Below are 12976 nucleotides of genomic sequence, written 5' to 3' on the forward strand. Positions count from 1 at the left end.
GCTCAAAAACGCTCAGAATCCAGTGAGAGTAAAGCTTTTTAATGGTACACATTATTATTAGTAAATATTCATCAGGATCTTTATAGGGTGAGGACTCCGGGGAATCCTACAACGATTTGTTCAACAATTTGTGCAAGGATTTGTATAAGGAGGCATTTTTAAATCCTTGTACAAATCCTACAAGGATTCCTTATAGGATTCAAAATATCCAATGAATATTATTTTTCATTCATAATTCAATTCCTTTTTTATCTCATCCTCACTCACATTATAAATTGCAGACAATAACTTAACCATTGTATCTGCTAGACGACAAAGATCTAAAAGAGTTAAGCCACTATCCTTTATCAAACGAGAAGCTATGTTAATAGCACTTTCTAAAGGTATAGCTTGGTAAGTGTGATTTGTTAACAAATCTATTGACGTTTGAAGATTATCCCGTTTCTTATATACAGAGTCATTGACAGATACACTATGCCCTAAACTCCTAGCACGTATCTCTTGAGGTATACCTGATTTTTCTCCCAATTGATTAGCTAAATGTCTAAAAGCATAAGCCTCACTCACCGGACATTCCCATCTTTTCAAATTCTTAGAAAACAAAGCAGCAAAACCACCAACCAATGTTTTAGGGTTATCTGTTTTTGGTTTATATTCTGGTAATTTTGGTTGTTGAATATTTAACCGTTCTAACAATTTCTTATCTAAACACATTGGTTTACATACTCTACCACCAGTTTTAATCGTTGTACCAAAATAAGTCATATCACCTAACACAAGTAGTAATTCTTTGTTGTCAGGATTGCCAATGGCAGGTATAGCTACACCGTCTTTAGTGTATGCTTCTGTTAGATTTAAGGCTGCTGCTATTTCAGATGGACGTAAACCATAAACCACACACATAGAGGCAACCCATAGCCATGATTTTCTAATGTCTAAATATCTTGGCTCTGTGCATTCTGATAATGCTTTATCATGCCATTGCAAAAACTGTTCCAAAGAGATACTTTGTTTGTCTCTGAACTCATATTGAGTCGGATCTATATCTGCAAGCTGTTCTAGCAACCTCTCATTATTTGGGCATAAAGCACATACTTGTTTAAGTATTGTGTGTGCATCCTTAAAACTATTTGTACCTTGTTCCCAAGTAAAAAGAACTTGTTTTATATCTTCCCATTTAGGTTGTTTATCCCAGTCAGGGAATTTATCAAAAACTATCTTGTAGTGCCTGTTAAATGAGTTCACATCGTTAGGGATATCTTTTGAACGTTTACGTTTTGTGTTTTTGTTTCTACCATTCCAATAACGATCTGTGATCTGAGAAAATATTTCTCTATACGTAGTGATATCGTTTATAATCTCATTCCTACGCAATATCTCCTTTTCATACCAATCCCAAAATTCAGAAGCACTTGTAAATGTGTCTAAAGCAGTTTTAATCCTAAAAGCCTTTTGCTTTGCTTCATATATGCCGTCATAAGTTAGTTGTACCCCACAAGGTTTCGGTAATCTCTTGTTAGTACCTGGGTGTATGAACTGCAAATACAGATGAGATCCCTGTCTCTTAAAACTTATACCCTTTGGTAATTCTTTAGATACGTTTCGTAAGGTTTCAAGCAGATCATCAAAACTGCCATAATTACCACTACCGCCAATACTCATTTTTTGTTCACTCCTAAAAAATGGATTTTAGAGTGAGTAATCCAGAACCCTTGTAAAATCACACTTTTGGGAGTTATACAGCGTTCAAGTCGCACCAGTCCCGTATATTTACATTAAACTGCAAAGTTGAACAATTAATTGGTCTTAACCTCTATGATAAATTGTCTGATATAAGTTAGGATAGTGCATCGAAGAAAGCGACCCTATTTATATCGTGGATACATACTTTTATACATAAGCATCTACCAAGTTCTGATTTGGGTTTATTTTGCCAAAATTTCCTAATCTAAATAATTTTTTAGATAAAATTTTTTAGATAAAATTTTTATGTTCGCAAACACACTTACACAGCCTTGAAAAAGCTATTGTTTAAAGGTAAATCTTTGCGGTTTATGTCTTTTATCCTACCCCTGTTTATATGGTGGGGATACAAAGAAATACAAAATCAGTTTGTACATCCACAAGCAGTCTTAGTTTTGGGCGGTTCTACTAAACGTTTAGAAAGGGAGAACTTTACTGCTGAATTTGCCAAAAAGCATCCCAATATACCAATATGGATTACTGGTGGTAGTCCACCTAGCTATACGAAACAAATCTTTGTTAAAGCTGGAATTAATCCTAAGCGTTTATATTTAGATTATGAGGCTGTTGATACAGTTACTAATTTTACTACGTTGGTAGATGATTTGCAAGCAAGGGGTATCAAAAGCGTTTATTTAATTACTTCTGATTTTCATATGCGCCGTGCTTGTGTAATTGGTGAGATTGTTTTGGGTAGTCGAGGTATTAAATTTAAAGCGGTATCTGTTCCCTCAAAAACCGCACCGGAACCTATCGAAAAAGCTATCCGCGATGGAGCTAGAGCTATAATATGGCTAGTAACTGGTTATACAGGAGCAGAGCAAGTTCAAACTAAACGCTAACCTTTATTAATTAGGGTTTGCTGAAAAAGTTATCTGTGAAGGACCAGTGACAGGTGACAGGTGACAGGTGACAGTTTCAAGAGTTGGATAGGAACGATTTTTTCTTTAAGTAGTAACGTAAGTTGCTAGTTAGGGAAAATGTCAGAATCAGGATAACCAGGATTTAAGGATTAACAGGATAATAACAGAATTTTAATTAGCAATTACCCATTACCCATTACCAGCCTTAACAAATAACTAGCAACTTGAGTTAGTAATTAAGTGCAAGGTTTTTCAGTTGCCACCTCATAAAAGCTTGCTCTTTTTGAAAGTCAAAATAGCTGAAACCCTTTACCTGTAAAGTTTTCAGATTTATTCAGCAACCCCTAATTAGGGATTAGACATTGGGAATGAGTTATTTTCCTCTTTAACAAAGGCACGAGGCTCTAAGGTAGGAGTTATTTATTTTAGATGTTGGATGCAAGGATTTTGGATTGTTTTTATTAACTCAAATCTAAAATCTAAAATCTAAAATCTAAAATTTTCTTCCGCAGTCACCAGTCACCAGTCATCAGTCACCAGTTTCCTGTTCCCTGTTCCCTGTTCCCTTCTGACTATGCCAATAATATATTTATGGACAAACGCCATTTTTTACAAATTAGTGCCGTCTTAGTCGGTACAGCCTTTTTTTCACGTTATGTAACTGGGAGTTCAGAACCTATGGCATCTGCGGATACAAAATTTGAAGTCACCAAAGCTGAAGAGGAATGGAAGTCTATTTTAACGCCGGAACAGTTTCAGGTGTTGCGAAAACATGGTACAGAAAGACCTCATACCAGTCCTTTAGACAAAAATTATGAACCTGGTACTTATGTTTGTGCTGGGTGTGGACAGCCTTTGTTTATTTCAGACACTAAGTATAACAGTGGTACTGGTTGGCCTAGCTTTTTTAAACCTATTGATGGGGCGATCGCTACTACTGTAGATCGTTCTTTTTTCATGACCAGAACTGAAGTTCATTGTAGCCGTTGTGGTGGACATTTAGGTCATGTATTTAACGATGGACCCAAACCCACTGGTTTACGTTACTGTATGAACGGCGTTTCATTGAAGTTTGAACCAGCGTAAATTTAGGTGACAGGTGACAGGTGACAGGTGACTGGGGAAGAAAATTTTAGATTTTAGATTTTAGATTTTAGATTGGAGTTAACAAAATCCAAAATCCAAAATCCAAAATCCAAAATAAAAAAACTCCTGACTCCTGACTCCTGACTCCTGAATTCTTATCTATAACCAATCTCGATAAGCAGAGATTTCATTTACGCCAATTTCAAAGGGCATTCCTTTACCAAAAGGCGGATAAACTCTAATTTTTGCTTCTTTGGTAAATGGTTCTAAACTTTTACCAAATTGGGGAATATTGCTGACGATATGCCAGTAAGATACTATATCAGGAGCGTCAATAATTAATAACAGGGTAGTACCGTTTTTGGTGATGTACCAATGACAGTTAGATAGCAGATTTTGGGTAATGCGATCGCAAGCGTAATAAAAGCATCTGCCAATAGATTGCTCTAATTCCATTTGTAACATTCCGTCCTGTTTTGTCACCTCTACGGGAGGTAAATCATCAGGAGGAAGTAACGGAAGTTTAGACATAATTTTGCACCTCTTGATTGTAACGCTGCAAACTCTCAAGATTTTTTTACAGAAATAAAAATGAGGGTTTGAGTGCTATTGTGCTGAGATTTTATTCGTCTTGGAATTTCTTGATTTTGTCGCGGCAGGTTTGAACATCCCCAATAATCGAATTCTCAATTAAATAATCTATTTAATAACAGATATTTGTTTGATTATACGATTTCTGGGGATGGGGACTATTCTGCATTATTTGAGTCGAGTTAGCTATCGTTTTCTGGCTAAATTTACGGATGAAAGGTAAGGCTTTATTTACCGCTTCATCATCAGTTTTAGTCACAAAAAAGAACTGCGCTAACAGAAATTTATCTGCACCACTGTTATTGATGTGTCGATATCTGTTGACAGTATTTCTCAATCTCAAAAGAGAAAAAGTTGGACTCCCCATTAAACCAAAAGAATTGTCACCAGCATATCTAATTACATCATCATCACTAGCGATATTGCAGAAAAGTCCTATTTTCATGATTGGCTATATTCTAAGCTGCCACTAAATGCAAATCCAACCACAAACGCGGTTCCGACTGTCTTAATTTAGATAGTGGATCGCGGAGCAATCTTTTAGCATTTATGCAAACTACCTGAATAAGTCCCATATTTTCTGCTACTTCCCTCAATATTTCTTTTTGTGATTGTACTAATGGCATGATGTCATCAGAACAATAAATTCCTATATATTGAAAGCGTCTAGCAGGTCGTCCCCAAAAAGAGGTGATAACTTTCACATGGCAATTTTCCAATATTTCCCCAAGGTCAGGGTAATAATGGTCTAAGATTCGTGTGAATTCTTGAGCTAGGATATCTTCAGCAATCATTTGACTGATATTTCTGATTGATATTTCTGTAGCGTCTATCACTACTATTTAGTATAACATAATCTTGTTATTTAAACATGACAATTTAGCAGGTTTTTCTAAATAAAATATTAATTTTTAGCAGTCACCAGTCACAAATCACAAATCACAAATCACAAATCACAAAAAGAGGTGAACTTTAAAAAAGCATCACCTCTAATATAATGACCATTTATAATTAATTCAAAATTATTGAACTGTATAGCACAAATAAATTTTGAACTAAGTCCTGTATTTATCAAACATTCTGACTCCTGACTCCTGAATTCTTACCTTATCGGGAATTGCGTTCAGCGACTAAAACATCAGCGAGAATATTTGGTAGATTTTTCAAATCCATATATCCTTCAGAACCAGAGATAGGAGACATAAATGTATAATTCGGGTCACAGGCTCCTGTATCATAAACTTGGATAAACCATTTATCAGGAAAACCTTCAATACCCAATTCTACAATGTACCAATATTCACCCATTAACTGCGAGTTAATGATAGTAAACCAATCTCTGTATTCTTCCGCAATGTTCCAGTCTGCCAACAGAAATTCTAAAGCTATTTTTCCTGCATCAGTTGAAGTCAATAGCATTATTACTCCTGAGTTGCAACCTCATTAGAAATATCAGGATATAAACCTAATTGTTTCGCTAATTCCTTAGCAATAAAAAATAAAAATTGAGCGCCATCTTGATTACCTTCATGGGCAAACATAGTCGCAACTTGTAGCATTGTATGTATCAAACCAGAATCAACTAATTCGGGTTGAGCTTCCAATATTTCTGGTTCTTGTCCATTAGGACATCTGAGTAATTCATCAATCAAATTAAAATACTGAGTTTGGCGTTCTTCTGACATGGTAATTTACTTTATGGTGAATAAGAGAACTGAAAATTATTGCTTTATTTTCAGGATTCAGGATACAGAATATAGTATTGACAATTAATTAGAGTTTTCAAGTCATGATTGATAATTTATGAAAAATTTGCTTGAAGTAGATCCCTGCTAAAAACAATATTCTGACTCCTGACTCCTGACTTCTTACGCTTTATTGTTCAATACTTTGTTGCCAAAGTCTTTCTAACATTTCAACTTGCGCTTTGAAAACAGCAGCACGATAAACAAGATATCTATCGTAAGCAATGATTCCCAAACCAATACAAATAGGTGTAGCTAAAACCAACCATTGCAAAATTGTGATGATTTTATATTGTTCAACAATCATTTGCAGTTGGAGAAAAAAATTATTTGCAGGTATTTTTTTTTGAGTTAGAGATTCCAGAGTATTTACACTCTGATTTGGGAAAGATAAAGAAGCATAACCTGGATTAATTTTCGTGAATTCACAAGATAAATTCTGTGTCTTAACTAACTCTAGATGTCGTCCCCAAATTAAATTAAAAACTATTATTCCTGGAGAAAGTACAGCTAAAGTAACAAAACCAACTGTTAGCACATTGAAAATTTTTAATTTCATGTTTGCTCTACCTCGCTAGGTTACAATCACCCAGTAAGAAAATCTAATTAAAGGTAATTTATGGGTTATTGCTGCACCTTCTGATTGCCATTTATCAAACAGCTATCACATTTTAGATGTGATGTGGTAATTTTAGATTCAAAATATAAAATTGGTAGATGATACCTAATATTTAAATTTTTGCTGTGAATCTAAAATCTAAAATCTAAAATCTAAAATTTAAACCCAGCAGTTTGATAAGTTACAAATGTAAGTGGCGAACTCATAAATTTTGATCAAGCAATTGAAATTAAAAATTCATAAAAAATCCCAATCTACTCCTAAAATATGCTAGATTTAGTAATCAGTAATACTGACAGAATTTAAACGCTTGTGAATAGAGATCACCATTTAATTGTGGTTAAGAAGTCCCCCCTAGTTCACCAGACTTGCGTCTAGGAATTTCGGGGGGTAGAGGGGAATCTCTGCGTAAATCCTATAAATGTTTATATCAGTTGCCTCCCCAGCACACAGTTTACCCCACCAGAATTGAAATTATTAAAATTATTAAAATTGTACTCAAAGGCTGTAATACTTATCTGGTAAGAATTATAAAAATTTTTGAGGGTAGAGGTACTAGATTTTTGCAGAGGGGGTACTAGCATTTATCAGGTGGGGTGCGGGGATTTTTGTACTCAACTGCAAAGCTTTATGGGCAAATACTTGAGGATATTTAAAGATGATTTTCTATGATTAACTCTGTACTCAAATAACAGTATATCATGACAAATTAGAACTGAATTAAAAATAAACTAAAGAAATCAGAAAAGCAATTAAAATTTGTTCCAAATATTTTTGGATGTTGATAAAGTTAGGAATTACAAGAAAAGTATGTTGCTAGATAAAATTCTGAAAATAAATGTTACTCAAGCACCAAAAAATATTAAAATCGTAGTATAATAAATAAAGACATCGCCTCATTATGTGATTATTGATAATTTTAGGAAAATTTTAGGAGTTAATAAATGCGAATTGCTAAAGACGTAACAGAACTTATTGGTAAAACGCCGTTAGTACAACTCAACAAAATTCCTCAGTCTGAGGGAGTATTAGCCAGAATAATTGTTAAATTAGAAGGCATGAATCCAGCCGCTTCTGTTAAAGATCGTATTGCTTTAAGTATGGTAATTTCAGCAGAAGTCGAGGGTTTAATAACACCAGGAAAAACTATTTTAGTAGAACCAACTTCAGGAAATACAGGCATCGGTTTAGCGATGGTAGCAGCTGCCCGTGGTTACAAATTAATATTAACCATGCCAGAAACCATGAGCCAAGAAAGACGCGCCATGTTGCGTGCTTATGGTGCTAATTTAGAATTAACACCTGGTACTGAAGGAATGCGAGGAGCAATTAATAAAGCAGAGGAAATAGTAGCAAATACTCCCAATGCTTTTATGTTGCAACAATTCCGCAACCCAGCTAACCCAAAGATTCACCGGGAAACCACCGCTGAAGAAATTTGGACTGATACAGATGGGGAAGTTGATATTTTAATTGCTGGGGTAGGAACTGGGGGAACTATCACCGGAATAGCGGAAGTTATTAAACAAAGAAAACCGAATTTTCAAGTTATTGCTGTTGAACCTAGTAAAAGTCCTGTGCTTTCTGGTGGTAAATCTGGTTCTCATAAAATTCAAGGTATTGGTGCTGGTTTTATTCCCGATGTTTTGCGTCCAGAATTAATTGATGAAGTGGTTCAAGTTGATGATGAAGATGCAATGAAATATGGACGCAAATTAGCAACAGAAGAAGGCTTATTATCTGGTATATCTTCTGGTGCGGCTTTGTGTGCAGCAATTAAAATCGGTAAACGTCCAGAAAATGCTGGTAAATTAATAGTGATGATTCAGCCTTCTTTTGGGGAACGTTATTTGAGTACAGCGATGTTTCAAGATTTGATGAGTTAAATATTCGCAAATATTCTGTAGGTTGGGTTGAGTTTTTTGTCTGAATCAGGATTTCCAGGATTAAAGGATTCACAGGATTATGTAATTAATAATTGATAAATATAGATGTCAGGTATTAATATTAATTACTGTCAGTTAGATAAATTCATTTTGCTGTTGAAGATGCTGCAAATAATTAATGATTCAATATTCACAACACTAATCTTTCCTAAGATATCTGATTTATCCTGCATCTTCATGACTAAAATCTTATAAATTATGATAAAAAGAAAAATCCTGCCAATCCTGATTCAGACCAAAATATCATATATAGTATAAAATACATCTATAATATAGATGACATCTTTTTCGGTAATTTAATTTAGGCGTATGAATACAACATTGAAAGAATTTTTGGAAGCTTGCGAAAATTTAGGAACTTTGCGTTTAATAGTAACTAGCAGCGCCGCAGTATTAGAAGCTAGAGGAAAAATAGCAAAACTATTTTATGCAGAATTACCAAAAGGTAAATATGCGAATATGCACACCGAAGGATTTGAATTTCACTTGAACATGGATAAAATAACCAAGGTGAAATTTGAAACAGGTGAAGCTAAAAGAGGTAATTTTACAACCTACGCTATCCGGTTTTTAGATGAAAAAGAAGAACCTGCATTAAGCTTATTTTTACAATGGGGTAAACCCGGAGAATATGAAGCGGGACAGGTAGAAAATTGGTTGGCTTTACGTGAAAAATACGGTGAAATTTGGCAACCTTTACCGCTAGAAAGTTTGTAATTTTTCCCCACTGATTAATTCAATAAATCGTTGATCTGAACCAAAATTTAGGAATAGGGGTTTAGCAGTGCTAACCCCTTACAGGATTAACATCAGATTAATGTTAGTAATTTAAATTGATTTTTTTGAGTTTTTGATTATGTTCCTGAAAACCATTTTAAGTCTTTGTTTAATCATCCTCTTTTTATTTACCAATGCAGAAGCTAAAGCAGGTGAATTATCCGAAAAATTAGCCAACTTTACACAATGGGAAAAATTAACATCAGTTCAACCAGCAAAGGGAGATTTAGTTTACCCTGACTGGATGGCTGGAACTTGGAATGTCACCAGTACCTTAGTAGATTTAGCTGCACCTTTAGCACCAGATATTATCACACCAGGATTTGAAGCAAATTATAGTCAGTTAAATCAACCTGTGAATTTTGTAGTGAGATTTGTGAAAGTTGAACCGCAAAATTCAGGTTTCAATCTTTTCTCTAAAACAAATAAACAATCACAAAATAAACAATCACCAATTTTAGTAGCTGATCGAGTATTTAATAGTTTGAACTTATCCAGAGCTTATTTAGGAGATGATGCTGTATTAACAGTTAAACCAGATCCAGAATCTCCTAATCGTCAAATTACCTTTTTTCGTGGCGATCGCCAATTAGTTTCTGTAGTCACCGCACGCACAACCGAAAAAAATCCCGATGGTAAATTTATCAGCGCAGAAGTTTTTCAACAATATTTTAAAGGTGGTTCTCGTGCCTATTTTAATAATGTAGAATCTACCACAGCTTATCATTTAGTTTCCACATCTGACCCCAAATTACACCCAACAATAGAAGCAGATCAAGTGACTGCTGTGTACCTTTCACCCCAAGATCCTGATTATTTTACCGCAGGTTATCGTCCTGTGGCACTGTATCGTTATCGGTTGGAATTTTATCCCTTAAAATAGCCAAAAAATAGCCAATTATTACATGATAAATTTTCAGTAATTTTGGCTATTGACAATTTTGTATTATAACTGTAGCATTAAAATTCCCAATTAATAATTATGCTTGGGGATGGTTTGCATTATGGCAAATTTTCAAGATATTATCAATTATTTTCGTCCTTACTGGAGACTGAGTATTTTCAGTATTTTAGCATCTAGTATTTACGAAATTATTGATTTACTTGTACCTTATGCAATTGGACAAATTTTAAATGTTTTATCTAACCAACCTTTAGACAAACCAGTACAAGGAATAATTGTTACTTTCTCCAACATTATAAACTACCCAGTTAATCAATATCTATCTTTAGGTATATTACTGGGTTTAATCTTCTTTGTTACTGTAATAAAAGCGCCGACACAACCGTGGTTAACCAGTTGGTTTCATTGGGATATAGCTTTAAGATCGCGTCGAGATAAAAGCAAAAAAGCTATAGAAAAAATCCTCACACTTCCCCTGGAATTTTACGATGAAAATAATCCTGGACGTATTGCTGGAAGATTAGCTAGAGGTATTGTTAACCATACTTGGGGTTATCCAGAAATTGCTGGGCAATTTATTCCTAAACTCATGCGTGTAGTAGGAATATTTGTATTTATTGCCTTGATAGAATGGCGAATTTCTTTGATATTTCTGGTTTCCTTTGTTGTGATTCTCACTTTAACATGGAGGAATCTACAACAGTTAATTAAGTGCGAAGTGCTGATAGATAAACATATAGAAAATACAGAGAGTCGCACTTCAGAAATTATCACAAATATCAAAACAGTTAAAGCTTATGCAACGGAAAATAAAGAACTCAAACGACAAAAACAACGGTTAGAAAGAGAGTTGAATGTAGTTGATTATCGACTGCACAAAGGTTATGTTAAATTGCAAACTTGGCAAAAAACTGTCATTCAGTTTTGCGTGTTTATGATTCTTGGTTTGACTGTAGCTGCTACAGTCGGTGGGAAAATTTCTCTTGGTCATTTTGTGATGACTTTAACTCTTTCTAACATGGCTTATTCTGAACTAGAACCTATCAGCACCTTAGCTGAATCTTTTGCTCGTCGCTATTCGGCTATGGTCAGATTTCACGAATTTCTCAAAACACCATCTGGAGTAGATGCGGATGGGTTGTTAGCAGAGGTAAATCAAACAGAATCAGCTTATAAGTTTACTGGTAAAATTGAATTTTCTCAAGTCAGTTTTGGCTATGATAGCAACCTTCAAGTTTTGCAAGATATCAATTTGTTAATTGAACCATATCAAACAGTAGCATTAGTAGGAAAATCTGGTTCTGGTAAGTCTACTTTAGTTAAGTTGCTATTACGTTACTTTGAACCACAAACAGGGCAAATTTTGATTGATGGTGAAGATATTCGCACCTTAAATGTTGCTAAATACAGACGCAGATTAGCGATCGTTCATCAAGAAGTAGACGTTTTTAATGGTACTATTTTAGATAACCTCAAATATGGTAGACCAGATGCGACCTTTGAACAGGTGCAGGAAGCTTGTAGAATTGCCAGTATTGATGAAGTGATTCAGCACCTACCCCAAGGTTATTACACAGTTGTGGGTGAACGGGGTGTGAGGTTGTCAGGAGGACAAAGACAGCGTTTAGGAATTGCTAGAGCGTTGTTAGTAGAACCAGACGTGATTATTTTTGACGAAGCTACTTCTAGTTTAGATTATGAATCTGAGCGTGCTATTCAAGTGGCTATGCGCTCAATTCAGGGAACTCGCACCACAATTATTATTGCTCACCGTCTCAGCACCGTTAGAGATGCGGATAAAATCGTAGTTCTCAATCAGGGAAACATTGCTGAAGTCGGTAGTCACGCTGAATTATTGCGTCAAGAAGGCATTTATCACCGCTTACACTCCCTGCAAGAAACAGGTGAACTCAGGGGTTAATCATCTGAAACCCTTGTGATTTAAGCCTTTCCGGTTTTTTTGAAAAAAAGTTTTCCCAACCCCTTGCCAAACCTAAAAACTGCTGCTACTATAGTAAAAGTGGAACTGAGCGGGTCGGTGTCCGAGTGGTTAATGGAGACGGACTGTAAATCCGTTGGTTTGCGCCTACGCTGGTTCAAATCCAGCCCGGCCCACCACTTTTAGAGATGTGAGTTACAATAGCTGAGTGTCGAGTTAAATTCTCAGCTTTGTAATTCATAACTCTTCAAAAACCCGAAGAGTAAATCCCAATTTTGCCCGTGTGGCTCAGTGGTAGAGCACACCCTTGGTAAGGGTGAGGTCACGAGTTCAATCCTCGTCACGGGCTTATTATTAAAAAGCTTATCTGGTAAGGGTTCTGGGAATTAGTAGAACCGGGTACAGCCTATTCTTGTATCTCAGGACTAATAGATTCTACCACTTTTCTACCACTAAGAAAAATAAAAGGTTTTGATTAATAAGTTTTTCTTGTAGGGTAATAAGTAATTTTAACATTTAGCTTATATATCTTATATTCTTACCCTTTCCAAAATCCTATAAGGAATTGTGCAAGGAATTGTGCAACAAATTGTATAAGGATTGATTTTTAACTCCTTATACAATTTGTGCAAGGATTTGTACAAGAAATCCTTACACAATCTAGGTTTTAGCTTTCTCCGGGGGCATTTTTTGAAACCTTAATGATCTAAAAAATCTTCTCCATCAAGTTACGTCCCATAACCCATTTTGGGTAGTACGTCTG

12 protein-coding genes, 2 tRNA genes and 1 pseudogene are annotated in these 12976 nt (G+C 35.2%); 8 read left to right on the forward strand and 7 right to left on the reverse strand.

Annotated elements, in window-relative coordinates:
* Positions 1-225: 225 nt before the first annotated feature.
* Positions 226-1662, reverse strand: coding sequence for a recombinase (locus IQ237_RS25090; RefSeq protein ID WP_194059973.1), 1437 nt, complete (start codon positions 1660-1662; stop codon positions 226-228).
* 392 nt (positions 1663-2054) lie between these two features.
* Between IQ237_RS25090 and IQ237_RS25095 the strand changes: the two genes are divergently transcribed.
* Together IQ237_RS25095 and msrB are read left to right on the forward strand one after the other, a co-directional pair.
* Positions 2055-2585 carry a YdcF family protein gene (locus tag IQ237_RS25095; RefSeq protein WP_194059974.1) on the forward strand — a complete coding sequence of 177 codons (531 nt, stop codon included), beginning with the start codon at positions 2055-2057 and terminating at the stop codon, positions 2583-2585.
* 612 nt (positions 2586-3197) lie between these two features.
* A complete protein-coding gene (gene msrB, locus IQ237_RS25100) occupies positions 3198-3692 on the forward strand; it encodes a peptide-methionine (R)-S-oxide reductase MsrB (protein ID WP_194059975.1) in 495 nt (164 codons plus the stop codon).
* Between the two features lie 159 nt (positions 3693-3851).
* Here the strand turns inward: msrB and IQ237_RS25105 are convergent, their stop codons facing one another.
* From IQ237_RS25105 to IQ237_RS25130, 6 genes and pseudogenes are all read right to left on the reverse strand, one after another.
* Entirely contained in the window at positions 3852-4223 is a 372-nt protein-coding gene (locus tag IQ237_RS25105; RefSeq protein WP_194059976.1) for a hypothetical protein, read from the reverse strand.
* A 46-nt stretch (positions 4224-4269) separates the two neighbouring features.
* Positions 4270-4701, reverse strand: a pseudogene (locus tag IQ237_RS25110) (LLM class flavin-dependent oxidoreductase); the annotation flags it as partial.
* Between the two features lie 40 nt (positions 4702-4741).
* On the reverse strand, positions 4742-5077 hold the full coding sequence (locus tag IQ237_RS25115) for a hypothetical protein (RefSeq protein ID WP_194059977.1): 336 nt from the start codon (positions 5075-5077) through the stop codon (positions 4742-4744).
* Positions 5078-5390: 313 nt separating this feature from the next.
* Positions 5391-5702, reverse strand: coding sequence for a hypothetical protein (locus tag IQ237_RS25120; protein WP_194059978.1), 312 nt, complete (start codon positions 5700-5702; stop codon positions 5391-5393).
* Positions 5703-5704: 2 nt separating this feature from the next.
* Positions 5705-5968, reverse strand: a complete 264-nt coding sequence (locus IQ237_RS25125) for a hypothetical protein (RefSeq protein ID WP_194059979.1) — start codon at positions 5966-5968, stop codon at positions 5705-5707.
* A 190-nt stretch (positions 5969-6158) separates the two neighbouring features.
* Entirely contained in the window at positions 6159-6587 is a 429-nt protein-coding gene (locus IQ237_RS25130; protein ID WP_194059980.1) for a hypothetical protein, read from the reverse strand.
* A 1004-nt stretch (positions 6588-7591) separates the two neighbouring features.
* Here IQ237_RS25130 and cysK point away from each other — a divergent pair.
* The 6 genes from cysK to IQ237_RS25160 all read left to right on the forward strand — a co-directional run bounded on the left by cysK (position 7592) and on the right by IQ237_RS25160 (position 12562).
* Positions 7592-8533 carry a cysteine synthase A gene (gene cysK, locus IQ237_RS25135; RefSeq protein ID WP_194059981.1) on the forward strand — a complete coding sequence of 314 codons (942 nt, stop codon included), beginning with the start codon at positions 7592-7594 and terminating at the stop codon, positions 8531-8533.
* Positions 8534-8902: 369 nt separating this feature from the next.
* Complete coding sequence (locus tag IQ237_RS25140; protein WP_194059982.1) at positions 8903-9310, forward strand: ChuX/HutX family heme-like substrate-binding protein; 408 nt, start codon at positions 8903-8905, stop codon at positions 9308-9310.
* Positions 9311-9449: 139 nt separating this feature from the next.
* Entirely contained in the window at positions 9450-10253 is an 804-nt protein-coding gene (locus IQ237_RS25145) for a DUF6816 family protein (RefSeq protein ID WP_194059983.1), read from the forward strand.
* A 121-nt stretch (positions 10254-10374) separates the two neighbouring features.
* Complete coding sequence (locus IQ237_RS25150; RefSeq protein ID WP_194059984.1) at positions 10375-12195, forward strand: ABC transporter ATP-binding protein; 1821 nt, start codon at positions 10375-10377, stop codon at positions 12193-12195.
* Positions 12196-12306: 111 nt separating this feature from the next.
* Positions 12307-12392 (forward strand) — tRNA-Tyr (locus IQ237_RS25155).
* Between the two features lie 98 nt (positions 12393-12490).
* Positions 12491-12562, forward strand: a tRNA-Thr gene (locus tag IQ237_RS25160).
* Positions 12563-12976 lie beyond the last annotated feature (414 nt).

It is taken from the genome of Sphaerospermopsis sp. LEGE 08334 (genome assembly GCF_015207205.1).
Taxonomy (GTDB): domain Bacteria; phylum Cyanobacteriota; class Cyanobacteriia; order Cyanobacteriales; family Nostocaceae; genus Sphaerospermopsis.